This is a genomic window from Pontibacillus halophilus JSM 076056 = DSM 19796, from assembly GCF_000425205.1.
Classification (GTDB): Bacteria; Bacillota; Bacilli; order Bacillales; family BH030062; genus Pontibacillus_A; species Pontibacillus_A halophilus.
Genome location: NZ_AULI01000001.1, coordinates 271,194 through 297,349, shown reverse-complemented (window position 1 = coordinate 297,349; position 26,156 = coordinate 271,194). Strand labels below are relative to the sequence as shown.

Sequence of the window (26,156 nt, the reverse complement as noted above, 5' to 3'; positions counted from 1 at the left end):
ATTCGAACAGTTACGTATGTCACAAGACCCTGGGAATCGTGTATCGTTTTCCGGGGTCTTTTTTGTTTTTATGTTACGTAGGAGGTGAAATAATATGGACGATCAACATTATATGAAGCTAGCGATTGAAATGGCTCGTGCGACTAAAGGGCAGACATCGCCGAACCCATCTGTCGGAGCAGTCGTCGTAAAGGACAATGAAGTTCTCGGTATGGGTGCCCATCTTAAAGCTGGCGAGGCTCATGCTGAGGTACATGCATTGACCATGGCTGGTGACAAGGCGAAGGGTGCGACGATTTATGTGACACTTGAACCGTGCAGCCACTATGGGAAGACGCCGCCGTGCGCAGAGCTTGTCATTCAATCAGGTATTAAACGAGCGGTTGTAGCTAATCAGGACCCGAATCCACAGGTAAGCGGGAGAGGCATTCGCTTATTGGAGGAAGCTGGCATTGAAGTAGCGGTCGGCGTGTGTGAGGCTGAAGCAGCTACCTTGAATCCCTTCTTCTATCATTCTATGAGAACGGGAACGCCTTACGTAACCCTCAAAACGGCAATGTCCATGGACGGGAAGATTGCAACAGCCACAGGAGAAAGTCAATGGATTACGAGCGAAGAGGCTCGCCTTGATGTCCATCGTTATCGACACAAGCATGATGCCATTCTTGTTGGAGTGAATACGGTTCTTTCTGACAATCCAAGCCTGACGACGAGACTCCCAGGAGGCGGGAAGCATCCAATTCGTGTTGTGCTAGATACCCATTTACGCACACCACTCTCATCTTCTCTCATACAAAACCCCGAAGCACCAACTTGGATTATCACAGGAAGCCAAGTTGAATCAGCATTGATGCGCCCCTTTGCTGATTACCCCCATGTTCAAATTGTACCTTTAACTACCCATACGATTGAAATTAAAGAACTGCTTACCGTGTTAGGTGAGCGAGACGTCACCTCCTTGTTTGTTGAAGGCGGAGGAACGATTCACGATGCTTTCGTGCGAGCGAAGGCGGTTCAGGAAGTCGTTCAGTATATTGCGCCTATCTTAATTGGAGGGAAGGAAGCATTGACGCCGGTGGAAGGAACAGGTATTGGGCATCTTTCTGAAGCGTTACGACTTACGATTACAGAGTTTAAGCAAATTGGACCCGACTTAAAGGTCATTATGAAACCGGAAGAGTGGAGGGAATAACTGTTGTTTACAGGAATTATAGAAGAATTAGGTAAGGTTGAATCGATACGCGAAGGAAATGAAGCACTAGAGTTGACCGTTCAAGCTTCGACCGTGTTAGAAGACGTGTCTCTTGGAGACAGTATAGCTGTAAACGGGGTATGTCTGACTGTTACTCATTTCTCTTCACACGAAGCGCGTTTTGATGTGATGCCAGAAACGTACAAAGCGACAAGCTTGAGAGAACTCAAGAAAGGGAGCGAGGTTAATCTAGAACGTTCCATGGCCGCTGGTGGTCGCTTTGGTGGACATATGGTAACTGGTCATGTCGACGGTGTTGGGACGATTGTCCAGAAGGAACGTGAATCGAATGCGGTTTATTACGACATTCGACTACCGGATGAGTTGATGTCTTATTTCGTCTATAAAGGGTCTGTTGCTGTAGATGGCACAAGTCTAACCGTATTTGGAGTGAAATCAAATACGATTACCATTTCTCTCATTCCACATACGATGGAGCATACTGTACTTGGTCATAAAGGAGTAGGGGACACGGTTAATATAGAGACGGATTTAATTGGGAAGTACGTCGTAAATCTACTTTCAAATTCATCCCACGGAAAAGAATCAAACGTAACAGAACAATTCTTAAAGGACAATGGGTTCTACTAGAAGGAGCTGACGAAGATGTTTGACTCGATAAAAGAAGCAATAGAAGAGTTGAAGCAAGGGAAAGTCGTCATCGTTTGTGACGATGAAGACCGTGAAAATGAAGGGGATTTGGTGGCCCTTGCGGATTACGCAACGCCTGAAGTTATTAACTTTATGATTACACATGGGAAAGGACTCGTCTGTACACCGGTTGACCAGCAAATCGCTAACAGGTTACAGCTGTTCCCGATGGTCGACCATAATACAGATCCACACGAAACGGCCTTTACGGTCAGTATTGATCATAAATATTCAACTACGGGAATCTCCGCACAAGAACGTTCGTTAACGATACGCGAAATGCTGAATCCGGCTTCACAAGGCCATGATTTTAAGCGTCCTGGACACGTATTTCCACTGTTAGCGAAAGAGGGTGGAGTTCTTCGTCGGGCAGGTCATACAGAAGCGGCAGTTGATTTAGCTCGCTTAGCTGGTGGGCAGCCGGCTGGTGTAATTTGTGAAATCATCAAGGAAGATGGTTCTATGGCACGTGTCCCTGACTTACGTAAGATGGCGGATGAACATGGGCTTAAGATGATTACAATTCAAGACTTAATTCACTATCGCAATCGCGAAGAGAAACTTGTAAATCGTGAAGTAGAAATTACGCTGCCAACCGAATATGGCGATTTCCGAGCGATTGGATACACGAATGAAGTGGATGGGAAAGAACACATTGCACTAGTGAAAGGAGATCTTGATCCCGAGCAACCAACGCTCGTCCGGGTTCACTCTGAATGCTTAACAGGAGATGTGTTCGGTTCCTATCGTTGTGATTGTGGTCCACAACTTCATGCAGCTCTCCAACAAATTGAAGAAGCGGGTCAAGGAGTACTTCTTTATATGAGGCAGGAGGGGCGTGGCATCGGATTATTGAATAAGATGCATGCCTACAAGTTGCAGGAGGAAGGACTTGATACAGTTGAGGCGAATGAGAAGTTAGGATTTGCACCTGACCTACGAGATTATGGGATAGGGGCTCAAATCTTACGCGATTTAGGCGTTCAACAAATGAAGCTACTAACGAACAATCCACGTAAGATTGCTGGTCTGTCTGGTTATGGATTAGAAGTCGTGGAACGGGTTGGAATTCAGATGAAGCATCGCGGAGAGAATGAACACTATTTAAAAACGAAACAAAGTAAGCTTGGACATCTATTACACTTTTAAGCGATATGAGGAGGAATTAAACATGGGAAATGTATTTGAAGGAAACTTAGTCGGAACAGGATTGAAAGTAGGAATCGTTGTAGGTCGCTTTAATGACTTTATTACATCCAAGTTGTATGAAGGAGCAGTTGATGCGCTCAAGCGTCATGGAGTAGAAGATGACGGGGTGGATGTTGCTTACGTACCTGGTGCTTATGAAATTCCACTCATTGCGAAGAAAATGGCGGATACAGGTAAATACGATGCAGTCATTACGCTAGGAGCGGTCATTCGTGGGTCTACGCCTCACTTTGACTACGTATGTGGAGAAGCTGCAAAAGGCGTATCGCAGGCTTCTATGCAATCTGGCATTCCAGTTATATTTGGAGTGATTACAACGGAAACCATCGAGCAAGCCATTGAACGAGCGGGCACGAAAGCCGGCAACAAAGGATGGGAAGCTGCTACAGCTGCCATCGAGATGGCAAACTTAACTAAATCCTTTATGTAAGAGAAAAGCTGTCGAGATCGTTCTCGACAGCTTTTTTTTATTGCGATATGGGTAGATTACAACATCACATAGGTTACAACCGTTAATACAACGGATGCGACGAGCATGGCTGTTAGAGGACGGGCGGTTTTGGATTTAATGCTTGAAAGGTCCACATTTAACCCAAGTCCACTCATGGCCATCGCTAACAGGAATGTTGTTGTATAATCAATGCCTTCTAGAATAGAAGTCGGGACTGTAAGGACGGGTCCAATTACGTATGTCCCAACGAAACTCATGGCTACAAAGCCGAGTAGGAACCATGGAAACACAATGGATGCCTCTCCTTGATTTCCTTCTTTCTTGCGCATATAGAAGACAAGGAGAAACGATAATGGAATAAGTAAGAGTACGCGACCTAACTTGGCAAGAAGAGCCATAGCCAATCCATCATCTCCAGCTGGTGCGCCTGCTAATGCAACGTGAGCAATTTCATGCAAGCTTAACCCTGCCCAAATGCCGTAAGCTTCAGCATCAAGAGGGAGGAACGGGCGCACAATCGTGTATCCAATTCCGAAGATTGTCCCTACTAAAGCAATAATGCCTACACTTAAAGCTGTGTCCTCTTCTTTTGCTTTTAGAATAGGAGATACGGCTGCGATGGCTGCAGCACCACATACACCTGTTCCAACCGCTAACAGCATAGAAATGGTCCAATTGGCTTTTAACCACCTTGCGATGAGCATCGTTACGACAATAGCGAGAATGATGGAAAATGCATCTTTCGCTAATAATCCAATTCCTTCATTCATCACAACCGATAAGTTCAATTTTAATCCATATAAGATAATAGCTACTCGTAATAGCTTTTTCGTGGAGAACGTAATTCCGCTTTTGAGTGGTTCAGGATAGCCCCATTTTTGTCGATATAGGACTGCAATAAGGATAGCGGAAGCAAGTGACCCAATCTGAGCAAACCCTGGAATCAATGATAAGAGTACCCCAAGCAATGCAATCAGAAAGGTAAAGCCGATTCCGCCCCACCAAGATTGTTGTTGTGTCATGATTGTCACCTCTTTTATCTGCAATCACTACTTTACTGAACGATTCGTCATAAGTGAAATAAATCATTATAATACTAGTCATAAGTAATTACTTATAGGAGGGGTAGACATGAAGCAAATGTTGCAAGTCTTCGTCCAAGTAGTCGAGCGGGGGAATTTCTCTCGAGCCGCTGAGCACTTGTATATGACTCAGCCAGCCGTCAGTCAATACGTGAAGATGCTGGAGGAAGACGTAGGGGCTACGTTGCTGGAACGAGCAAATCGAACGGTACACATGACAAAGGCAGGTGAAATCGTATATCAGCATGCGAAGCAGATTATTGGGCATGTTGAGACGATGCATGAGCTAGTTCATGACCTGTTCCATGAGCCAAGTGGGGAGCTTGCAATCGGAGCAAGCTATACGTATGGAGAGTATATTCTTCCGCACATCATCTCAAAGATGCGTGAACAATACCCTGCTATTCATCCTGCCATCACAATTGGGAATACGAAAGAAATTGCCGAACGGGTGCATACGATGGACCTAGATATTGGGATAGTAGAAGGCGAAGTACACCATCGCGACTTAGAGGTAGAGACGATTGCTGAGGATTGTATGGTCATTGTCGTGGGCTGTCATCATCCATTAGCTCACCAATCGTCTGTAACGACGGAGGACTTGTGGAACACAACATGGATTATTCGAGAGGAAGGTTCAGGTACAAGGGAAACGACGGAGAGGTTGTTTCAGACACTTCAAATTCATCCTCCTCAAACAATGGAATTTGGGAGTACCCAGCTTATTAAAGAATCAGTTGAAGCGGGATTGGGTGTTACCTTACTATCACAATGGACGATTCGGAAAGAACTCTCAATGGGTACGCTGAAGCGAGTAAATGTTCCGAGTGGTGAGATTCATCGCTCCTTCTCCTTGCTGTTACGTGAGAAACCGATGCACACGAAAGCAACGGAAATCTTCCGAGAGTTACTCGAGAAGGTCATTCCTCCATCAACCTATTAAATATTTACCTAGAAGAGAAATTGTCGTTATGATGAACGGTAGATTGAGAAGGAGGCGGAATGAATGAGTTCAACCTTTGGTGTGTGGTTCAGACAAGACTTGAGATTAAACGACAACCGAGCATTATTTGAAGCAATTGAAGCAGCTAAGAAGCATGAGGGAAATCTCGTGGCTTTTTTCCATATCCATCCTGAGCTTACGGAGTCATTTACGATTCGCCACGATTATTTCTTTCAAACGCTCCGTGACTTAGCCCATCGTGCTGAATCGTTTGGGATGCCTATCCATTTTATTTATGGAGAACTTTCTCAAGCACTATCAACCTTAAATGAACAAGTGCCGAATTTAAGTTCGGTCTATTTCAATAAAGATGAAGTAGGGTTTGGGGCAGAGCGAGATCTGGAAGCGGTAAATTGGTTTGAAGAAGAGGGAATCGAGGTTCGTTCGTTTCAAGATCGTCACATTCATGGAGCAACAGAGGTGAAGAAGGATGATGGAGACCACTATAAGGTGTTCACGCCTTACTTTAAGAAGTGGCAGAAGCTTAATAAGCCTCCCCTTTACTCCATTGATCATGAACATTTGAAGCAATATGGGCGGGATTATACAGAGCAATTCCATGAAGGACAGGAACATTTTCAGAAGATGTTGGCACAGTGCGAGAAGGAATGGAAGCACATTGGTGAAGATTCAGCCTCGCGTCGACTAGGAGTCTTCTTGAATCAGAAAGTGGACGAATATGAGGAGAAGCGGAACTTGCCGGCTGCCAACGCTACGAGCATGATTTCTCCTTATTTAAAGAACGGTGTCCTCTCACCACGGACTATTTATCATAAGATTGAAGAAGTTCGGGAGAAGAAAGGCGATTCTAAGGGGCTTCATACGTACCTATCTGAAATTGCCTGGCGCGATTATTACAACATGATTTATTACATGTACCCAGAGGCTAAATCGAAGGAAATCGACTCTTCAAAGCGACAGCGTGATTGGATTGACGATGACGAACGCTTTCTGAAGTGGAAGAACGGAGAGACTGGTTTCCCGATTGTAGACGCAGCGATGCGCCAGTTGAATTCGATTGGCTGGATGCATAACAGGCTTCGAATGATTGTAGCATCATTCCTTTCAAAGGATTATTTGCTCGATTGGAGAAAGGGAGAGCGTTACTTTCAGGAGCGTCTCATTGATTATGACGCGGCATCGAATATTGGGGGTTGGCAATGGGCTTCTTCTACAGGAACGGATGCAGCGCCTTACTTTAGAGTGTTTAATCCAACCCGACAATCAGAACGATTTGATGCGGATGGCGAATTTATCCGCACGTATGTGAAAGAGCTAAAGAACGTTCCGAAGAAATATATTCATGAGCCGCACAAAATGTCAGAAGAGGAACAGAACAAGTATGGATGCGTAATCGGAAAGGATTACCCAGAGCCGACAGTTGACCACAAGACCCAGCGTAAAAAGGCGATTGCGATGTTTGAATCGGACTGAACTGGCTATCGTCAGAACTTTGTGAAATAATATGAATGAACTGAATTTATGGAGGGGAATTTATGCAACCAACTATGGAACAACTCGAAAAATATGCAGACCTTGCCATCCAGACAGGTGTGAACCTGCAACATGGCCAGTCATTACTTATAAATGCTTCAATTGAAACGGCACCTTTCGTACGCGTTGTAGCTCGTCGCGCCTACGAGGCGGGAGCGAAAGATGTACAAGTTCGTTGGAGTGACGATGAACTTACGTATTTGAAGATGATGCACGCACCTACAGAAGTGCTTGATTCCTTTCCACAATGGGAAGCGGATCGTCTCGTTGGTCATGTGAAAGACGGAGGGTCTATTCTAACGATTTATGCTCCGAATGCAGACTTGTTGAAGGATGTAGATTCAGAGAGAATTGCTTTAACGCAGAAAGCATCTGGGAAAGCGCTGAAAGAATACCGAGAGCATATTATGAATGACAAGATCACTTGGTCCATTGTGACGGTACCTACCGTTGCTTCAGCTACTAAGGTTTATCCACAGGATAGTGTAGAAGATGCAATTTCACAACTTTGGGATAAGATCTTCTCTATCACACGTGTGGACCAGCAAGACCCAATCAAAGCTTGGGAACAACACAATGAAACGCTTCGCCAAGCACGTGAATACTTAAACCATAAGCAGTATAAAGAATTAAGATATAAAGGGCCTGGAACAGACCTATCCATTCAACTTGTAGACCAACACATTTGGCATGGTGGTTCTACTACTTCTACAGATGGGGTGACCTTTAATCCAAACATTCCAACAGAAGAAGTCTTTACGATGCCACATAAATATGGCGTGAATGGCACGGTATCGAGCACGAAGCCATTGAACTATGCTGGGAATTTAATTGACCATTTTACGCTGACTTTCAAAGACGGGAAAGTTGTTGATTTCAGTGCAGAGTCAGGTGAAGAAACACTTAGGCATTTGTTGGATGCAGATGAAGGGGCGCGTCATCTTGGAGAGGTAGCACTTGTTCCTCATGATTCTCCTATTTCGAAATCGGAGCTTATTTTCTACAACACTCTGTATGACGAGAATGCATCGTGTCACCTAGCTTTAGGAGGGGCATACCCAACGAACGTTAAGGGGGGCAGCGCTCTCAATGAAGAAGAGAAAGACAAAGCAGGAGTCAATGAAAGTCTTGTGCATGAAGATTTCATGATGGGTGGCAAAGACATGGATATTGACGGTGTATTGGAAGACGGAACAACAGAGCCGATTTTCCGTAATGGAAATTGGGCAATCACATTCGATTAACAAGGAAGACCTCCAGAGATGATTGGAGGTCTTCTTTTTTACTGTAAGAATTTGTTTTGTTCTGTAAGGGGTTGGGAATGAGGTGTAATAGACGCACAAATCGCTCTGAAAGGAAGTGGAAGCATGAGTCAAAATAGTCCCTATCAGCAATTGCAGAATCAATTAGAGCAGGTCGTTGAAGAACTCGAAATTACCCCTTCAGTATTTCAAATTCTTAAAGAACCGAAGCATGTAGTGCGGATTTCAATTCCTCTCCAGCGAGATGATGGAACCGTTGAAACGTATACAGGTTATCGCTCGTTGCATAGTGATTTACTTGGGCCTGGTAAGGGTGGGATTCGCTTTCATCCTAATGTGAACGAAGACGAGGTCATGGCCTTATCCGTTTGGATGACTATGAAGACAGCCATATTGAAGTTGCCATTTGGAGGTGCGAAAGGTGGGATTCAAGTAGACCCGAACGACCTTTCCAAACGAGAACTTCAAGAATTAAGTCGTCAATACATTCGCATGCTTGAGCATGTAATTGGACCTCAGAAGGATATTCCTGCACCAGATGTCAATACGAATGGTCGTATTATGGGGTGGATGCTCGATGAATTTACCCGTTTACGTGGCCGAAACGTTCCGGGATTTATAACAGGAAAGCCTCCTGTTATAGGTGGTTCTGAAGGCCGGGTAGAAGCAACGGGCCGTGGAGTCGTCGTCACAATCCTACGCGCCCTTGAGAAAATGGACATGGAGAAAAAGGGGGCGAAAGTTGCCATACAAGGGTTTGGAAACGTTGGCTCCGTTACGGCCAAACGACTTAATGAAGAAGGTTTGAAGGTCGTTGCAGTGGCAGACGTCAATGGCATGTTGTATGACGAAGAAGGGATCGACGTACTTGAATTGTGTGAGTATGTAGAAGAGAACGGTTCCATAGAAGGATTCCAAAATCAAGAACTAAAGCCTTCTGACGGCATCTTTGAAACGGACTGTGATATTTTCATTCCTGCCGCATTAGAGAATGTGATTACAAGTGAGACTGCTCCTAAGCTGAAAGCAAGCATAGTAGCAGAAGCTGCGAACGGACCGACTACAGGAGACGGAGACCATATTCTAAAGGAAAGAGACATCTTCGTCATTCCGGATATTCTGTGTAATTCGGGTGGTGTGATGGTATCTGCTTTCGAATGGATGCAGAATGATTCACACGACCATTGGGAGAAAGACTTCGTTGTTCAGCGGTTGGATAAAGATTTATCAGAAGCATTTCGAGAAGTGTATAAGATTTCACAGGAGAAGAACATCGCCATGAGAAAGGCTGCTTACCAAGTGGCGGTTAACCGACTTTCGGATGCCATGTATGAGCGAGGTTGGGTTGAAGGGTAATTCCCTTCTCCTGTATACATAACAGTCTCTTTCTTAATAGTTGCAACTATTGCATCCCTCCCGTACGCTTAAAGCAAGTAATAGAAGGGAGAATACGGGATGAAGAAATGGGTGAGAAGGGGAGCAATCGTGCTTCTAGTGATTCTAGGAATAGCCTTTGGCGGTTTCTACATATGGTCTTCCTTTACATATTCTCCGTCTGACCTTATGAATCAACAAGTCGAACGGAATTCCTATGTACGAGAAGAAGAGAACTGGTATCGGTTTGGGTCTAAGTCTGCAGAAATTGGATACATCCTTTACCCAGGTGCTAAAGTTGAGCCTGAAAGTTATGCGTATTATGCACAGCAACTTGTTCAATCGAATAAAGATGTCACTGTCATCGTCCCGAGTGTGCGATTTAATATTGCTTTATTAGACCGTAACCGGGCAATAGAGATTATCGAACGTTATCCAGATGTGGATAAGTGGATTGTAGGTGGCCACTCCTTAGGGGGTGTGGCTGCATCTGATGTCGTTGGTCGGTCCTCTCATATAGAAGGACTTATTCTGTTCGCTTCTTATCCGATGGAAGGAAGCAACTTACGGGATGAGGAGCTTCCTGTCCTCTCCGTATGGGCAACGGAGGATGGCCTCACAACGAAAGACGAAATCGATATCAGTCGTGACCTCCTCCCGGCCCATACCGAATTTGTCTCCATTCAGGGTGGTAATCATGCTCAATTTGGCATGTATGGCGAACAAAGGGGAGACGGTACAGCTACGATTGACGTGCTGCAACAGCAACAGATTCTAATTGAAGAGACAAATGAATTGATTGAGACGGTTCGTGACTAATGTCTGACGAGGCTCAATAGGTTTGAGAGATCTTGATGTTGTCGACTATATTCATACTGCGCCCACGGACATCCGTGGGTTGCCACGCGGTGAGGAACAGTTGTAATCGTAAATTGACTAGGATGCAACGACTCGTTCACTTCTTCCCAGAATAGTGGACAAGCAACAGTTGCATGTTCACGTCCGCGAGGGGAGTAAGGAGCTATAATGGTTTTATCCACAGCGTGTTGGACGTAGTCAATATAGAGGCGTCCAGCACGTTTCTTTTTTAATCGTTCTGTTGTAAAGCGCTCTTTGTCTTGCTTTACGAGTAGGTGGCTCAAGCTTTCTGTTAATGCACGAGTCTCTTTGTATCGTAAAGCACCTGATGGAAGTGGTACATGAATCTGTATCCCTTTGCCGCCTGAAGTCTTAACGAAGCTTGTCACATTCAGGTCATCGAAGGCATGTTTAAACCAATTTGCAGCGAACACAGCATCTTGAAAGTCATCTTCGGAGGCAGGGTCTAGATCAATAACAATCTCATTTGGATCTTCCTCATTCACAGTGTTAAATGGAATATGGAACTCAATGGTACCTTGATTTCCAAGCCATAATACCCCTCGCCAATTATCGCAAATCATAAAGGATTCTCCCCCCTCTGTCCACCTAGTAAGTACGTCAGGGCTATGGTCTGGATAATGCTTTTGGAAGAAGGATTCCCCATGAATTCCATCTGGAAAGCGAATGATAGTTAGCTTCTTCTTGTCTAGATGTGGCAATAGAAGTGGGGCCATCATTCTTAAATAGACCAATAGATCTTGTTTCGTTAAATCCGACATCTCCCAAAACGGTTTATCTAAATTTGTAAATGTAAGTTCTTCAGGCATATTAGACAAATCCCATTGCTTTAGTCGACTGTTGCAATCTTCTGGCGTCAAATCGAAGCGAAACGCGTTGAACATGGGTTCTCTTAGCTCCGTATCCTTGGCGTGAAGGCAGTTCACGGCGAGACATACGCTTGGTGGTAGCTGATACTGATGACCAGTTGTATGACCATGCTTCTTAAAGAAGTCTTGTAAGGTGCTTGTCTGTTCTTGATTGAAACCATGCTTAACCTGCCCAAGGGGGATCGGATTACCATCTTCATATAGGGACAGTTCATAATAACCGTTTGATGGGGTGAAGGCTGTGACAGCTCCCTTGACGGTCCGCCAATACTTCCATTTAAACCAGCTATGATTTCGTTTCCCATCTTCGTATGTACTGTTCTTATGCTTTGCGACAATTCCTTCTGCTAAATGAGAGACGACTAGCTCTGTTAGGTCATCTAACGAGTTATACACAGGGGTTGCTTGTACACATCCAGGGTTCGAAGACAGGAGTTGATGTAACTCTTCCTTCCGCTTAGACAGTGGGGAGTGGCGTAGGTCTTTGCCTTTACGTTCAAGTAAATCAAATGCCATGAACGTTGCCGGTCTAGTATGTGCAGCTTGTTGAATGGTTTCTTTGTTCTTCATTCGTCCTCGTTGTTGCAACGCTTCAAAGTTCGTTCGAAACGCTGTGGTTGAAATGATAATTTCTCCATCTAACAGAAACGGGGTCTCAGATTGTAGAACCTTCTTGTAGTAACTCCACCATGAGAGAATTTCAGGAAAGCGGTTTGTTAAGTCTTTCCCGGTCCGACTCATTAATGTGATGCTGTCTTTGTTACAAGATAGAACGCCTCTAAATCCATCATATTTACACTCATAGACCCAATCCTTACCTGTGGGTAACTCTTCTGTCAATGTAAGCTTCATTGGTTTGTTCATTGTGCATAACTCCTTTTGTACACAGCTCGTTGTGATTAGTGTGTACGATTTCTCATATTTATTGTGGATATGTGAAAGAGTAAAGAAAAAAGGAGTTGATTGCTTGTGCATACAATGTGGAAAGGGACGATTAGCTTTGGACTTGTTAACATTCCTATTAAGCTTCACTCCGCTACGGAGAATAAAGACATAAAGCTACGGCAATTACACAATGAGTGTCACACCCCGATTCAATACGAGCGGACATGCCCTCATTGTGAGCGTGAAATTGAGAACGAAGAAATTGTGAAAGCGTACGAGTATGCCAAGAACAAATTCGTCGTTCTAGACGAGGAAGAGCTGCAACAATTAAAGAAGGAGCAAGAAGATAAAGCTGTTGAAATCATTGACTTTGTTAAGTTAGAAGAGATTGATCCTATTTATTTCGAGAAGAGTTACTACATGTCTCCGGATGAGAGTGGGTCAAAGGCGTATGCATTATTAAGACGGGCGTTGAAAGATACAGGGAAGATTGGCATTGCGAAGATTATCATTCGCTCAAAGGAGCAGCTTGCCATCGTACGGATTTATGAGAATACCTTGTTAATGGAGACCATCCATTTTCCTGATGAAGTAAGAGACGTTCGGGATGTGCCGAATGTTCCGGAGGAGGAAGAGGTTGGGGATAAAGAATTAAAGACTGCCGTTTCTCTTGTCGATCAGCTGACTACTGAATTTGAGCCAAACCAATACAAGGACGAGTATCGTACAGCACTAATGGAGCTCATTGAAGCGAAGAAAAATGATGAAGAAATTACGACGGCGAAAGAACAGCCGGCACCTGATAATGTCACGAACTTAATGGATGCACTAGAGAAATCCCTCGAACGGACTAAAGGACAAAAGGGCGGAACAAAGAAAAAGACGACAAAATCTACAACAAAAAAGAAAAGTACTTCAAAAGCAAATCAGCCAAAAGAGAAAAAAACCTCCTAAACGTTGTTACAGAGACGTTATAGATGTTTTACATGTCTATGACAACGGGCATATAGTAGGGGGAAGGTCACGAATCCTTTCTTGAAGAATCCATAAGAAAGGATTTTTTTTATGAACAGAGAAGCCTATTTTGATAACGCTAAATATTTACTCATCTTTTTTGTAGTGTTTGGGCATATCATTCAGCCATTTACGAGTGAGAGCGATATGCTCTATGTATTGTATCAGTGGATTTATATGTTCCACATGCCTGCATTTATATTTATATCTGGTCATTTTGCTAAAGTACTTCAAACCAAGCGTGAATGGAAGAGTCTAGCGAAGAAGCTACTCGTTCCTTACCTGATGTTCCAACTTCTCTACTCTCTCTATTATTATGGGATTGGGAAAGAGGACTGGATGCACCACGTATTTGAGCCTCATTGGGCTTTATGGTTCCTGCTGAGCTTGTTCAGTTGGCACATTCTGCTCGTGTGGTTTCATCGTTTCCCGAGATGGATGGCACTTTTTGTTGCGGTTCAAGTAGGGATTATCGTCGGCTATATGGAACCGATTGGGCATATGTTCAGTCTTTCTAGAACCTTTGTCTTCTTTCCATTCTTCCTTGCCGGCTATTATTCGAAAGGGTTCGTTACTTCCTTCGTGAAGCGTAAAGAGGTGAAGGCAGGTGGCTTTCTTGTGATGTTAATTGCACTCATCACGCTAACCTTCGTACCTCAATTCGGCGCTGACTGGTGGTTTGGTTCAAAATCATATGTGGAGTTAGGTCTTCCACAGCTAGGCGGAGTTGCTCGTACGCTTATCTACGTAGCGAGCTTTATTATGGTAGGGAGTGTGTTGGCCTGGGTACCTACAAGAGATATGAAATGGAGCTCTTACGGAGCGAACACGCTACCTGTTTATCTCCTACATGGTTTCGTCATTCAATACATGCGTGAGAATCCGCTCTTAGACGAGATGACGGCATTAAATTTCTTTGCTATCTTTCTTCTAGCTACGGGACTGACGTTTGTATTGTCCACTCCATGGATGGCACAGGTCTTTAAACAAATCATACAGTTTCCGTTCTATCTCTATCACTACTGGACGAGAAGACATCCAGCTTCGATTTAAAGAATCGCTCCCTCTATAGAGGGGAGCGATTTTTTTTTTGCCCTTTCCAAGTGTACTCACAATTCAATGGACTGCCGTTGTTGATTATGTTTAAGATCCTGATTAGGACAGAATTCAGAGGCCTCTAGAATCGATTCTTCTGAGAAACCGGTCAGAACGGACAGGTGACGAACGGTAGGCTTCTGATGTTGAATAAACCCTAAAACACGGACTGTATATCCGTAAATGAGTTGATGTTGCTTACTAGAACGAAATGATTCAGGCATGGACTTCACTCCATCTTTAAATTTACTAACAAGGAAAGGGCGGTATGGGAATAGTTCCTTTATCTTGCAAGCACTAAACGTTCGTTCGTCATTCGTTTTGGTTTAGGAAGGTAGATTGTCGGTTATGGTGTACTAAATCGCCAAGCAAAGAAGGAGTGGTTGGATGTCCAAACGTATAGTAATGATTGTAACGAACGCTGGTTGGTTAGATGAGGACCATCGCACGGGGCTTTGGCTATCTGAATTTGCTGAACCGTACATGCAGTTCACTCAGGAGAACTACGAAGTGACGGTAGCTTCCGTTGCAGGAGGGGAAATCCCTATCGACCCGAACAGTATCTCTGGTGAAGAGCCAGACGAATGGGAAGGTGTAATGGAACCCTTGAAGCAGACAACGCCACTAGGGGAAATCGATCCTGATGAATATGTAGGGGTGTTCTTACCAGGTGGACATGGAACCATGGTCGACTTTCCGGACAATGAAGCGATTAAGCATATTCTAGAACCTATGGCGAAAGAGAACAAGATCATTGGATCGGTATGCCATGGACCTGCCGCTTTCTCTGGAGTTGAAGTAGATGGGAAGCCGTTTGTTGAAGGGAAGCGGTTGACGTCATTTACGGATGAAGAAGAACGTGGAGCAGGCTTAGATGAGAAAGTTCCATTTTTACTTGAGACTCGACTTAAGGAACTGGGTGCCTCCTTTATAGGAGAGGACCCTGGTACGGAGCATGTAGAAGCAGATGGAAACCTTGTTACAGGTCAAAATCCGCAATCAAGCTTAGCCGCTGCCCGTAAGTTCTTACAGAAACTATCCTCATAAGAAAAGGCCAGAACCTGTTAGGGTTCTGGCCTTTCTTTCATGGACTTAAAACAGTAAATGAGCCATTCCCACAATAACAGGAAGGGTAATAAGTGTACGCTGTAAGAAAATAATAAAGAGCTGCACAAAGCTTACCGGAATTTTAGACCCTAAAATGAGTCCGCCAACTTCGGATAAATAAATAAGCTGTGTTACAGACAGCGTAGCCACAATGAATCGAGTCATCTCGCTAGGAATATCTGCAGCGATAATGGAAGGTAAGAACATATCTGCGAATCCAATGAGCATCGTCTCGGATGCTTCTTTGGCGAAAGGAACGTTCATCCATTCTAGCAATGGGATAAACGGTGCTCCAATCCAAGCAAAGAAGGGAGTTTCAGAAATCATGAGGGCGATTGTACCGAACGCCATCACGATTGGAGCTACACCCATCCACATGTCTAGAACATTCTGAGCCCCTTGTTTCACATAGGTCTTAACACTCGTCTGCTTACTTGCATGTTGAACAGACAAATAGTACCCCCAAGTGAGCGCATTGTATCCTTCAGGGATGCCTGGGTCTCCTTCTTGTTTCTCCCCAGAAACGTAGGTGTCTTCTTTACGTGACAAAGGAGGAATACGAGGCATAATAATCGCTGCCACCACTCCGGCAAGTAAGACGGTTGCATAGAATGGAACAAACATATGCTCAAGTTCAACTTGGTCGATGACGACAAGACTGAACGTAATGGATACAACAGAGAAGGTTGTTCCTATGACAGCAGCTTCACGTTTCGTATAATAGCCTTCTTCATATTGCTTACTCGTTAATAAGACACCAATTGTTCCGTCTCCGAGCCATGAAGCGATGGCATCGATAGATGAACGACCTGGTAGGCGGAATAATGGACGCATAATCTTTGAAAGGAGCGTCCCGAACAACTCAAGCAGCCCGTAGTTTAAGAGTAAAGGCAAGAAGAATCCTGCGAATAAAAATACGGTAAACAAGACATGCAATAAATCGTTTAAGAGCAGGCCACCCGTGTTGTCAGAATAGACGATGGACGGACCAATCTTAAATAAAGTTAAAACGACAAATACAAATCCTATAAAGCGAGTGATGACCCAGAACCAGCTCACATTGAGTAATTTATTCATGAATGGATAGGGTTCTAGCGTTTTATCAGGAATCACTTTGGCGAATAGGGTTAATAAAGCTGTAATCGTAATAATAAACGCCATAATCCAAGATAGATAAGGAGCTAAGTAGCTCTCAACCACATTGGACAAGTATGCAATGGGAATCGTGACACTCCCACCCAAAGGCATGGGAATCATGAAGAGTAGGATTCCTAGCAAGGATGGCAGGATAAATTTATAATGATCGCGTAGTCGAAAGGGTTGTTTAGGTTTCATCATGCTCCCCCTTAGATGTAATAAAAAATCAACATCGTTTATTTTAATACATCTCCAACTAGAAATCTATAAGTATTTAAATGTTTGTATAGTTATACATATTAGGACGTGTACGGCGTATCCTGGTAAAAGTAGTTTGGAGTATGGTACGTATCGTCATATTGATGGTGGAAAATATGTGTCGTCGCCGGTGACATGGGTGGAATCAACCAAGTCCAATCTCCCGTGAGATCACGCCCTTGCTTACTCTCCTGCTTCTCGAAAATACGAAACTGCTGAGCAGCTGTGTGGTGGTCCACAATGGAAACTCCGTCTTGTTTAAAGGAATAATTGACTGCTTTATTCAAATGAAGAAGGGCTTCATCTTTCCAAAGCGTGCTAGTTGATGACATATCTAGTTCAAGAGCTTTCGCAACTGTTGGCAAATAGTTGTAGCGGAAGTCATCGGCTAAGTTTCGTGCACCAATCTCGGTTTCCATATACCAACCGTTAAACGGTGCAGCAACGTAGTTCAGACCGCCAATTTCAAGGCGCATATCAGAAATGATGGGAACTCCATACCATTTCATATGTAAATCTGCAATCGCTCGGTATTGAGGATGTCGTATAGGAACTTCTACTAACAATTCTTCCGGAAATGAATAATAGACAGGTCCTTGTCCATCAATCTCGAATACAAGTGGGAGCACATCGAAATCGCCTTTTGCTCCAATCCATCCAAGTTGCTCACAGATGCGAGTGAATTCAGTAGAAGCAGGGTCTCCAATAATCCTCCCTTCATGTTCATAGCCTGCATAGCGAATGAGTTGATGATTCCAAATCCTCACTCTGTCTGATTCTCCGCGGTCTGGTTTGAATATCGTAATACTTGGACGGATATTGCCTTCATTTGTCGCGTAGTGAACATGGCGATACAGCGCCTGATACACATCGGTTTCATTCGTTGCTCCTCTTTCATCGAAGACGGATAACGAATTCCAGAAGAGTCTACCTATACAACGGTTGCTATTCCTCCATGCCATCCGGGCACCATGCGCTAATTCCTCATACGTATGTTCGTACGTACCTGTATCATCTATTTCTAGAAAAACGCTTTCAATCCTGCTTTTTGCTTCGGCTTCTGTCTTCCCAAGCTCTCTGTAACAAAGAAGGACAAACTCTTGAGCTTGTTCTTTTAACTGTTGTGTCATAGATTTTACTACTCCAATCTCATAAAGATTCTGTCTAGGTTCATTATAAAGAAAGAGAGAGAGAGATGTACAATGCTTTCAGCGTGTTCTACACATGAGAGAGTCACGATTAGGGTAAAGAAGTAAGAAGTGTAATCGGTTCTTATAAACGATTGAAACTTGTTCGTGTCATACGTCCGTCCTTAGAATAAGGATAGCTTACATGTTAGTGAGGGATGAATGTGAAAACATATGCAACGCCTAAAGTTGTAGTCAGCCGGTGTTTAGAGTTTGATGAAGTCCGCTACAACGGAGAAGTGCTACCGGATAAAGTCGTTCAACGACTACAGCCACACGTCACCTTCATTCCCGTCTGTCCGGAAGTTGAAATCGGTCTTGGCGTCCCCCGTGATGTCATTCGAATTGTAAAAACGGAGGATGAAGAAAAGCTTGTTCAACCGAAAACGGGAGAAGATTTAACTGAGAAGATGGACTCGTTCACGAAGGGATTCTTAGCTGCATTACCTGAGGTGGATGGATTTCTCCTAAAGAACCGTTCTCCAACTTGTGGGACACAAGATGTGAAAATGTATGGAAAGATAGAGAAATCTCCTGTCATTGGCAAGACAAAGGGATTCTTTGCTCGTGAGATTTTAGAAGAGCATAGTGGTCTTGCCATTGAAGAAGAAGGGCGTCTTAAGAATTATAAGATTAGAGAACATTATCTTACTAAATTGTTCACCCTTGCTAAATTTCGTGAAATGAAACAACAGAAAAGCATGAAAAACCTCGTGAACTTCCAGGCAGAAAACAAATACTTATTCATGGCCTACAATCAGACTGCCCAAAAGGAAATGGGGCGTATTGTAGCGAATCATGATCATGCCAGTGTCGAAGAGGTGTATGAGGCTTACGAAGAGAAGCTCCACTGGATGTTCCGACGAGCTCCAAGTCGTCGATCTAACATTAACGTCTGTCAGCACATTGTTGGCTATTTCAAGTATGATTTAACGACGAGCGAGAAGGAGTTCTTCCAATCTGAGTTAGTCAAGTACGAAGAAGAGCGCATCCCTTTAAGCGCGTTGCTATCCATCTTACAATCTTGGGTTGTCCGCTTTAATGACAGTTATCTAGAACAGCAAAGCTACTTTCAACCATACCCAGAGGACCTAATTGAAATTAGTGATTCAGGAAAAGGCAGAGCCTATAGTTAAGAAGCTCACTCCAAGCGAGTGGGCTTTTTTTTATAAATTTTTTAACATGTAAGCGGTTAATTACAAGATTACCCAGTTTACCCTTTCGAATCAAGGGGAAGCCCTACGACTGGAATGAAAAAATACGCGTATTAATATTTTTATATAATGTAGGAGGAACGACGATGTCGAAGGGGAAAAGTATACACGCTTTAATCATACTCATGTTCACACAATTTATTTCTGGTGGTGTCACGAACACGAAAGGGATTGTGCTTGACCAAGTGGAGCAAGACTTAGGGCTTGATTTAAGCCAATTCGGGCTTGTTGTCTTGATTTATCAACTTGGTTTCACATTAGCCAGTGTCTTTATTGGTTACTATACGGATAAAAAAGGGTTAAGAACGATGACGATTATTGGCGCAATCATTATGGGCCTAGGCTTCTTCGGTACCGGGTTCGCGCCTAATATTACGTTCTTTCTAGGGTTCTATATGATTGTAGGCTTTGGACTAGGTGCAGTAGGTGTCACATCGAATGCTATTGTACCGATTGCCTATCCGAACATCCAAGGTAAGATGTTCAACTATGCGATGGGGGTATATGGTCTCGGGATGGTTCTCTTCCCACAAATTCTAAACTATATGTTCCAATTCGCATCATGGCGTTATTTCTACGCAGCAATCGGGGTTGTACTGATCTTAGTCATTTTCTATGTGACAACCGTTAATTTCCCTGATGGTCGTTCAGAAGGAATGAATTTAAAGGCGTTTATTCCAATGTTGAAAGACATTCAGTTTATCTTCCTCATGTTCTTCTTAATCTTTGAAGTCTCTGCGGAAGTAGCCTTTACGAACTTCTTCCCATCCTATCTGAAGTCACTTGACTTAGGAGGAATGTCAGAAGCAAGCAAAGAGGACTTGGTCGCGAATATCCTCTCTATTTTCTCCATCTTCTTTATGATCGGACGACTGCTTGCGGGCTACTTAACGAGGTATCTAAATGAGAGATCCATTTTGATCTTCTTCTCGTTAGGTTCAGTCATTATGATTGGAATCAGCTTCATCTTTGCAACAAGTATACCGTATCTATTCGCTGCAGCTGGGTTCTTCTTCTCCACACTATTCCCGACAGCGACTGCTTTCGGTACGCAGCTGTCTAAAACAGGCGGGGCTGCGCTTGGACTCATTTACATTGCAGCCGGAATCGGCGGTGGACTTGCCGGCTATATCGTAGGATTCTTCTCAGAACAATTTGGTATGGCAGGCGGATTCTTTATCGTCTTCATTTTCCTTGTGCTTATGTTCATAACCGCATTGCTAATGAATTCGAATAAATCTTCACAACAACAAGCAAAAGATGCAGAAGCATAAGTATGAATCAGGCCGGGGACTCGTTCCCCGGCCTTTCGTATGTACACATACCACCCGAACAAAGCAAAACACGCCTGTTAGAGTAGGCGTGTTTATAAGAATAGATGTTTATGATTGCTAATCTACATATCGTTTAAGAATTCGATCTACATGTGTACCGTACATTTCACCGAATAAATTGAGGTGAGCGAGTAAATAGAACAACTGGTACACGGCTTTTGATTCCGAGTAGTGGTCCGGAATCGGAAGGATCTCTTTATACCCTTCATAGAATTCCTTCGAAAAGCCGCCAAATAATTCAGTAAATGCAAGCTCGAAGCATCGGTCACCATAAAGAACGGATGGGTCAATTAAATAAGGTTTTCCTTCAGGACCAGCCATCCAATTTCCACCCCATAAGTCACCGTGTAACAAGGAGGGTTGAACGGATGAGTCAATCCAATTAGGCAATCGTTCCATTAGTTTTAACAAGCGCTGCTTTCGGTCTTCTGGTAAGTAATGACGTTCTTTCGCCATATTAAATTGTGGTACGAGTCTCCCGTCATGGTAATAATCAATCCAATCTTCATACCAATCATTTGGTTGAGGGAGTAGTCCCATAAAGGAGTCTTCTTCATACCCGAATTTGTCTCCATAAGATGAGTGAAGGAGTGCTACCTGCTCTCCTAAACGTCGCTTTGTATCTTTCGTAGACGCACCCTCAATCCATTCCATTACGAGTGCTCCTTTGCTTCCGCGAACTGGTTCATCGTAATAATACACTTTAGGGACAGCAATAGATTGTGAAGCCTCAATTTCCTTCAATCCCTTTGCTTCTACGCGGAAGAAATGTCTTGGAACATTCTGATTGGTCTTTACAAAATACGCATTTTCTTCTGTTTCAACATAAGCTGCTTGATTAATATCTCCGCCTTCTACAGAGCGGATGGAGCGTAAATTAGATGAGTCTCCCAGCTGTAGCAGGGCGTGCTGGATTACGCGTTCCATGACATCACCTCTTTCCCAAGTTGATTCCCTATATTTACCTTATAACCGTTTATGAAACAAACTAAAACAGACTGTATGTAGAAAGTGAAACTTCGTTCGAAAGATTCATAGATTTGTAGGCGGGAAGCTCGTTCAAAAAGCCAAACAAAAAAAGCTTGTAACAAGTACAAGCTTTTTTTGTTTGGCTTTTCTAGGTCTTCACGGAACTCTTTCGGCGTAACGCCTGTGTACTTCTTGAAGAGAGACGTAAAGTAACTTTGGTTACAGAATTGAAACATCGTTGAGATTTCTGATATTGGAGTTTCTGTGTGTAGAAGGAAGTACTTAGACTCTTCAATTCGTTTCTGATTGATGAATTGAATAATCGAAATTCCAGCTTCTTTCTTAAACAGGTGTGATAAGTAACTCGGGCTCACAAAGCTGTGGTGTGCAATGACCTCAAGGGATAAATCGTCAATGAGGTGTTCATTGATGTAGGAAATGGCTCGATTTACGATCTTACTGTACTTCAGCTGATCTTCTTCTTTAAGAACGAGGATAAAGTCGCGAAGCATGTCGTACTCAAGCGTCTCAAGTAGGGATGTATCATCCAGCTTCTCGATATGAAGAATATAGGCGTCACTTAAGTTAAACGCCACTTCTGGGTCAATCCCTCCCTTAATTAACGCTCTCGTAAACAAGGTACAAGAGGCAATAAGGGAATTTTTCAGTGAGCGTACAGGGTCGCCTGCTAACCAAGGTCGTTTATCCTGATGGATTGTGTCTAAGATCATTCTTCCTTTTTTCTCATCACCCTCTGAAATAGCGATTAGAAGTTGCTTTTCGAGTAAGTAAGAAGGATGCAGAAACCCATTCTTTTGATTGTCTTGCTGCAGTCTACGAAACTGGTTTAATAATGGTTTTTCATTTACAGAAGTGCTCATTTTGTCACCCGCAAACTTAATATTTTGAAAAATCCCAATTTAATACTATTGTAAGCGATTACTATACAAAATCAAGAGATAGAAGCAAATAAATTGAAATTCATGGTAATAAATTGGTTGACTATGGATGTGTGGTTCCACAGTGCGCCTCCTTCGATATGCCGAAAGAGAAGAAAAAATATTACTAACCTGTTTTCATTTCATCTTGATAGGGTTGTTGATATCAAAAACGGGTACAAGTAGGTTAGAGTTTGAAAACAGGGGGATTCATATGAAATATAGAACTTCCTATCGAATGTTTGTCATTGTGTTTATGGCGATGAAATTCTTCTGGCAAATATACTGGTTCCAGCGATTCCGTCGTGTGTGGGACGAACGGACTGCGCACAAGTGGGAAGCGTTATTAGAACGTCAAGCGAAAGAGTACCGACAGAAGGCGTTGGAGCTTGAAGGGTTACTTATTAAATTTGGTCAGTTCTTAAGTACGCGAGCAGATTTGCTACCTCCTGCCTTTCTACGAGAGATGGAAGGTCTGGTAGATCGTGTAGAACCTGTGCCTCCTGAATATTCTCGTGCCACAATTGAACGAGAATGGGGTTGTCGCATTGAAGACCAGTTGAGTTGGTTCGGTGGTGAACCTGTTGCATCCGCTTCGATTGGAGAGGTGTTCAAAGGCTATTTACATAACGGAACACCTGTCGCCGTTAAAGTGCAGCGTCACAAAGTAGAGAAGATTTTCTATACTGATTTTAGGGCACTTCGCATCGTGTTCTGGATGTTGAATCGGATAAAGTCAGTTCGCGCCCAGGCCGATTTCCCTGCTCTATACCGGGAACTTGTTCACGTCATGAGTAAAGAGCTCGACTTTAAGAAGGAATTAAAGCATGCTCAGTACTTTCAAGAGCGTTATGAAGAATCTAAAGGGGTTTATATCCCAACGTATTATGAAGAGCTATCAACGAGACGAGTGCTTGTCATGGAGTGGATTGAAGGAGAGAAAGTGACAGATACAGAGTTTCTTAAGAAACATGAGCTTGATGAGGAATCACTTGCTAAACGTGTGTTTGACCTATTTATTGACCAGCTACTGTCAGCAGGTATGTTTCACGCGGACCCTCATACAGGCAATTTAATGGTTCAATCAGATGGGACGCTTGTCATGATTGATTTTGGTATGGTCGGGGAGATCAAGCAAGAAGACGCAACGGATATCCAAAATATTGTTCAAGGGATTCTATTAGAAGATTATGATCAAGTGATTAGAGCGCTTAAGAGCATGGACTTTCTATTAGAGAATGCGGATGAAGGGAAAGTGAAGCGTCTATTAAGAGACACCATCCATATGTATGTTCAAGGCGATTTCACTTCCTTTGACCAGGAGGTCGTCAATCAGGTGTTTGAGGACCTACAAGAATTCGTGAAAGACCAACCGATTCAATTGCCAGCTGATTACGCGTTTCTCGGAAGAGCGGTTTCCATTGTAGTAGGCGTGGTCACTACAGTATTTCCTAATGTAGACCTCCTAGAGTGGGGGAAGCCGGTCATACAAAGATGGGTCGGGGGAGGAGAATCAAACGCCTCTATTTATAAACAGGTCCTAAAAGAATCCGCTCGACCAATTCTGTCCTTGCCACGGTCGTTGAACGAGTATTTGACGGATGGACAGAAGCAGCGTGAATTCCAGCAACAATCACAAGCGGTCGGATTCTTACACCAGTATTATGTCATGTATGGACTCTTCACGAGCTTAGTGACGATAGGAGCATGTATGACTCTATTGATGAACTTGCTGATGTGGGAAGTAGTATGGGTCACATTTGTAAGTAGCGGTGCTTTCGGAATTGGATTCTTGATGTTACTTGTTATTGCTCGAAGTCATTTCAATATGATTCAACGCGAAAGGGGATTAAAAAGATGAGTGATTTGTTGAAACGAGGCTTTTTAATTGGATTGGGTGCTGCGGTAAACGGAAAAGAACGTGTTGAGAAGATGATGGACGACATGATTGCGAAAGGTCAAGTGACGCCTCATCAAGCCAAGGAAATGTTTGAAGCGTGGAAAGCAAAGGGGGAGAACGCCAAAGGGGAGTGGGACCAAAAGCAAAGAGAGCAAATGAGAACATGGCTTTCTCAGCTTGGCTTCGTCCATAAAGAAGAGGTTGCAGAATTAGAAAAGCGTATCCGTCATTTGGAGGAAAAAGGAAGAGAGCGATAAGCAAAAGCCAAGGTGCAGACCTTGGCTTTATTTATGATTATGCTGGTCACGCAAGAACATTTCGACGGCCTGCTTTAAACTAGATTTCGTCTGATATTCTTGATTCGTAACGTTTGTCATACCCATTTTAACCGCTCTCATACTCAAGTCAGGGCGCATGCCAGTTAAGACAGGACTCACCCCAAGAATCTTCAGTGATTCTAGTAACCGATTAAAGGATTGGATAAATAAATCATCCACGTCGTATACACCTGATAAATCAATAATCAACCACTCTATGTCAAGATTGCTTGTCTGTTTAAGTGTCTCTTCAATAATAATTTCAGAACGCATTTCATCAAGTTCTCCAATGATCGGAAATACGGCGACATGGTCCATAATGGGGACGATGGGTGTCGATAATTTCAAATATTTAGAGCGAATGGTGTTGGTTTTCTTTCGCTCTACTTCCATTACAGCTTGGTTAATTCCTTCGACCAAATAGCCAAATAACCGATCGACGTGTTGAATGGCTTGGAGCAATTCTTTAGATGAGTACGAAGTGGACTGGTACGCTTCTTCTAGACTTGCCCAAATAATCTCCTTCAAAGACATAATGGTAGAGACATATTGCTGGCCGTTCCCGAATAAATGCATAAATGTTTTCCCGAATTTCTTTCCCCAATCCATTGTAAACACGACATCTTCATTTCCATAATGATGGCCGATAAATTGAGTGAGCTGTTCCATAGCTTCTTCTAAAGAATGATTTTCATCATTTTGTTGGAGAGAACACTGCTTTACTAGTAATTCGAGCATTTGGTCTTTCAGTTGTTCGGTTCGATTTGTCAGAGTCGCTTGAAAGAATGTAGTAGGATTCGGTTCCATCTTGATCAACCTCACATTTCACGTTTCCATTTTCCTTCCTAACTATATCAAATGTGAACTTTGTAAGTAAATTAACAGAATGATGGAATATACTTGAAGCGCCATTTCGGGGATTTGCTAGGGGTTGTGGAGGACTGTCGTACGTAGTATTAGCTAGCCTAATAGGGTGTATACGCTTTAACTTTACAAACAGAAGAATTTGTATCACTTCGATACATATAGAAAAATTCGACAAATATTGTTATATTTAGGTTGTACGTCATAGGTAGGTAGGGGGATTTCGATGAGTATGCCTGTTGATGAACTTATATACAGGTTTGAACAACTGTTACAGCGTTCGTTAGATGACAAGGAAATGGAGTTTATTGGCTGGTTGAACTTGCGACTCCAGAAGCAGGCGGCGAATCCCTATTTGTCTAAACGTTCCAAGCGATAAACGAAAGCAAGCCATAAATATGGCTTGCTTTT

At 43.3% G+C, this 26,156-nt stretch carries 25 protein-coding genes; 17 read left to right on the top strand and 8 right to left on the bottom strand.

Annotated elements, in window-relative coordinates; translation table 11 throughout:
* Positions 1 to 94 precede the first annotated feature (94 nt).
* The 4 genes from ribD to ribH are packed head-to-tail and all read left to right on the top strand — an operon-like array spanning position 95 to position 3,542.
* The gene (ribD, locus tag H513_RS0101380; protein ID WP_026799090.1) at positions 95 to 1,192 is read left to right on the top strand and encodes a bifunctional diaminohydroxyphosphoribosylaminopyrimidine deaminase/5-amino-6-(5-phosphoribosylamino)uracil reductase RibD; all 1,098 of its coding nucleotides are present in this window, start codon (positions 95 to 97) and stop codon (positions 1,190 to 1,192) included.
* A gap of 3 nt (positions 1,193 to 1,195) precedes the next feature.
* Positions 1,196 to 1,843, top strand: a complete 648-nt coding sequence (ribE, locus tag H513_RS0101375) for a riboflavin synthase (RefSeq protein ID WP_026799089.1) — start codon at positions 1,196 to 1,198, stop codon at positions 1,841 to 1,843.
* Between the two features lie 15 nt (positions 1,844 to 1,858).
* On the top strand, positions 1,859 to 3,052 hold the full coding sequence (locus H513_RS0101370; protein WP_026799088.1) for a bifunctional 3,4-dihydroxy-2-butanone-4-phosphate synthase/GTP cyclohydrolase II: 1,194 nt from the start codon (positions 1,859 to 1,861) through the stop codon (positions 3,050 to 3,052).
* A 22-nt stretch (positions 3,053 to 3,074) separates the two neighbouring features.
* Positions 3,075 to 3,542, top strand: a complete 468-nt coding sequence (ribH, locus tag H513_RS0101365; protein WP_026799087.1) for a 6,7-dimethyl-8-ribityllumazine synthase — start codon at positions 3,075 to 3,077, stop codon at positions 3,540 to 3,542.
* A gap of 56 nt (positions 3,543 to 3,598) precedes the next feature.
* On the opposite strand, the gene H513_RS0101360 is transcribed toward ribH, so the two are convergent.
* Positions 3,599 to 4,585 (bottom strand): YeiH family protein, encoded by a 987-nt coding sequence (locus H513_RS0101360; protein WP_036768793.1) that lies wholly within the window; start codon positions 4,583 to 4,585, stop codon positions 3,599 to 3,601.
* Between the two features lie 109 nt (positions 4,586 to 4,694).
* Between H513_RS0101360 and H513_RS0101355 the strand changes: the two genes are divergently transcribed.
* The 5 genes from H513_RS0101355 (at position 4,695) to H513_RS0101335 (ending at position 10,597) form a co-directional block, all read left to right on the top strand.
* Complete coding sequence (locus H513_RS0101355) at positions 4,695 to 5,588, top strand: LysR family transcriptional regulator (RefSeq protein WP_026799085.1); 894 nt, start codon at positions 4,695 to 4,697, stop codon at positions 5,586 to 5,588.
* A gap of 63 nt (positions 5,589 to 5,651) precedes the next feature.
* Positions 5,652 to 7,082: a cryptochrome/photolyase family protein gene (locus H513_RS0101350; RefSeq protein WP_036768796.1), complete on the top strand. Its 1,431-nt coding sequence runs from the start codon at positions 5,652 to 5,654 to the stop codon at positions 7,080 to 7,082.
* Between the two features lie 62 nt (positions 7,083 to 7,144).
* A complete protein-coding gene (locus H513_RS0101345; RefSeq protein WP_026799083.1) occupies positions 7,145 to 8,386 on the top strand; it encodes an aminopeptidase in 1,242 nt (413 codons plus the stop codon).
* A gap of 123 nt (positions 8,387 to 8,509) precedes the next feature.
* The gene (locus H513_RS0101340; RefSeq protein ID WP_026799082.1) at positions 8,510 to 9,760 is read left to right on the top strand and encodes a Glu/Leu/Phe/Val family dehydrogenase; all 1,251 of its coding nucleotides are present in this window, start codon (positions 8,510 to 8,512) and stop codon (positions 9,758 to 9,760) included.
* A 99-nt stretch (positions 9,761 to 9,859) separates the two neighbouring features.
* Positions 9,860 to 10,597 carry an alpha/beta hydrolase gene (locus H513_RS0101335; RefSeq protein ID WP_026799081.1) on the top strand — a complete coding sequence of 246 codons (738 nt, stop codon included), beginning with the start codon at positions 9,860 to 9,862 and terminating at the stop codon, positions 10,595 to 10,597.
* Here H513_RS0101335 and ligD read toward each other — a convergent pair.
* Positions 10,594 to 12,390, bottom strand: a complete 1,797-nt coding sequence (ligD, locus tag H513_RS0101330; RefSeq protein ID WP_051239568.1) for a DNA ligase D — start codon at positions 12,388 to 12,390, stop codon at positions 10,594 to 10,596. The two genes, H513_RS0101335 and ligD, sit on opposite strands and share 4 nt — an antisense overlap.
* A 105-nt stretch (positions 12,391 to 12,495) precedes the next feature.
* Between ligD and ku the strand changes: the two genes are divergently transcribed.
* Both ku and H513_RS19395 read left to right on the top strand, forming a co-directional pair.
* The gene (ku, locus tag H513_RS0101325; protein WP_026799079.1) at positions 12,496 to 13,365 is read left to right on the top strand and encodes a non-homologous end joining protein Ku; all 870 of its coding nucleotides are present in this window, start codon (positions 12,496 to 12,498) and stop codon (positions 13,363 to 13,365) included.
* Between the two features lie 111 nt (positions 13,366 to 13,476).
* Positions 13,477 to 14,478, top strand: a complete 1,002-nt coding sequence (locus tag H513_RS19395; RefSeq protein WP_051239566.1) for an acyltransferase family protein — start codon at positions 13,477 to 13,479, stop codon at positions 14,476 to 14,478.
* 56 nt (positions 14,479 to 14,534) lie between these two features.
* Here H513_RS19395 and H513_RS0101315 read toward each other — a convergent pair whose 3' ends face one another.
* Positions 14,535 to 14,744, bottom strand: a complete 210-nt coding sequence (locus H513_RS0101315; protein ID WP_026799078.1) for a hypothetical protein — start codon at positions 14,742 to 14,744, stop codon at positions 14,535 to 14,537.
* 163 nt (positions 14,745 to 14,907) lie between these two features.
* Between H513_RS0101315 and H513_RS0101310 the strand changes: the two genes are divergently transcribed.
* Positions 14,908 to 15,567 carry a type 1 glutamine amidotransferase domain-containing protein gene (locus H513_RS0101310; protein WP_026799077.1) on the top strand — a complete coding sequence of 220 codons (660 nt, stop codon included), beginning with the start codon at positions 14,908 to 14,910 and terminating at the stop codon, positions 15,565 to 15,567.
* Positions 15,568 to 15,612: 45 nt separating this feature from the next.
* Here H513_RS0101310 and H513_RS0101305 read toward each other — a convergent pair whose 3' ends face one another.
* Entirely contained in the window at positions 15,613 to 16,962 is a 1,350-nt protein-coding gene (locus tag H513_RS0101305; RefSeq protein ID WP_026799076.1) for a YjiH family protein, read from the bottom strand.
* Positions 16,963 to 17,063: 101 nt separating this feature from the next.
* Positions 17,064 to 18,152: a nitric oxide synthase oxygenase gene (locus tag H513_RS0101300; RefSeq protein ID WP_026799075.1), complete on the bottom strand. Its 1,089-nt coding sequence runs from the start codon at positions 18,150 to 18,152 to the stop codon at positions 17,064 to 17,066.
* A gap of 221 nt (positions 18,153 to 18,373) precedes the next feature.
* Between H513_RS0101300 and H513_RS0101295 the strand changes: the two genes are divergently transcribed.
* Both H513_RS0101295 and H513_RS0101290 read left to right on the top strand, forming a co-directional pair.
* The gene (locus H513_RS0101295; protein ID WP_026799074.1) at positions 18,374 to 19,345 is read left to right on the top strand and encodes a YbgA family protein; all 972 of its coding nucleotides are present in this window, start codon (positions 18,374 to 18,376) and stop codon (positions 19,343 to 19,345) included.
* Positions 19,346 to 19,509: 164 nt separating this feature from the next.
* Complete coding sequence (locus tag H513_RS0101290) at positions 19,510 to 20,697, top strand: MFS transporter (RefSeq protein ID WP_026799073.1); 1,188 nt, start codon at positions 19,510 to 19,512, stop codon at positions 20,695 to 20,697.
* A gap of 117 nt (positions 20,698 to 20,814) precedes the next feature.
* Here H513_RS0101290 and H513_RS0101285 read toward each other — a convergent pair whose 3' ends face one another.
* Together H513_RS0101285 and H513_RS19390 are read right to left on the bottom strand one after the other, a co-directional pair.
* Positions 20,815 to 21,684: a fructosamine kinase family protein gene (locus H513_RS0101285; RefSeq protein ID WP_026799072.1), complete on the bottom strand. Its 870-nt coding sequence runs from the start codon at positions 21,682 to 21,684 to the stop codon at positions 20,815 to 20,817.
* The gene (locus H513_RS19390) at positions 21,672 to 22,607 is read right to left on the bottom strand and encodes an AraC family transcriptional regulator (RefSeq protein WP_081658123.1); all 936 of its coding nucleotides are present in this window, start codon (positions 22,605 to 22,607) and stop codon (positions 21,672 to 21,674) included. The genes H513_RS0101285 and H513_RS19390 overlap by 13 nt, the downstream gene beginning before the upstream one ends.
* A 271-nt stretch (positions 22,608 to 22,878) precedes the next feature.
* Between H513_RS19390 and H513_RS0101275 the strand changes: the two genes are divergently transcribed.
* Entirely contained in the window at positions 22,879 to 24,525 is a 1,647-nt protein-coding gene (locus tag H513_RS0101275) for an ABC1 kinase family protein (RefSeq protein WP_026799071.1), read from the top strand.
* Entirely contained in the window at positions 24,522 to 24,821 is a 300-nt protein-coding gene (locus H513_RS0101270; protein ID WP_026799070.1) for a phasin family protein, read from the top strand. The genes H513_RS0101275 and H513_RS0101270 overlap by 4 nt, the downstream gene beginning before the upstream one ends.
* A 27-nt stretch (positions 24,822 to 24,848) precedes the next feature.
* Here the strand turns inward: H513_RS0101270 and H513_RS0101265 are convergent, their stop codons facing one another.
* Positions 24,849 to 25,688 (bottom strand): STAS domain-containing protein, encoded by an 840-nt coding sequence (locus H513_RS0101265; protein ID WP_026799069.1) that lies wholly within the window; start codon positions 25,686 to 25,688, stop codon positions 24,849 to 24,851.
* Positions 25,689 to 25,971: 283 nt separating this feature from the next.
* On the opposite strand from H513_RS0101265, the gene H513_RS21405 reads away from it, so the two are divergent.
* Positions 25,972 to 26,124: a hypothetical protein gene (locus H513_RS21405; protein ID WP_154655152.1), complete on the top strand. Its 153-nt coding sequence runs from the start codon at positions 25,972 to 25,974 to the stop codon at positions 26,122 to 26,124.
* The last annotated feature ends 32 nt before the right edge of the window (positions 26,125 to 26,156 follow it).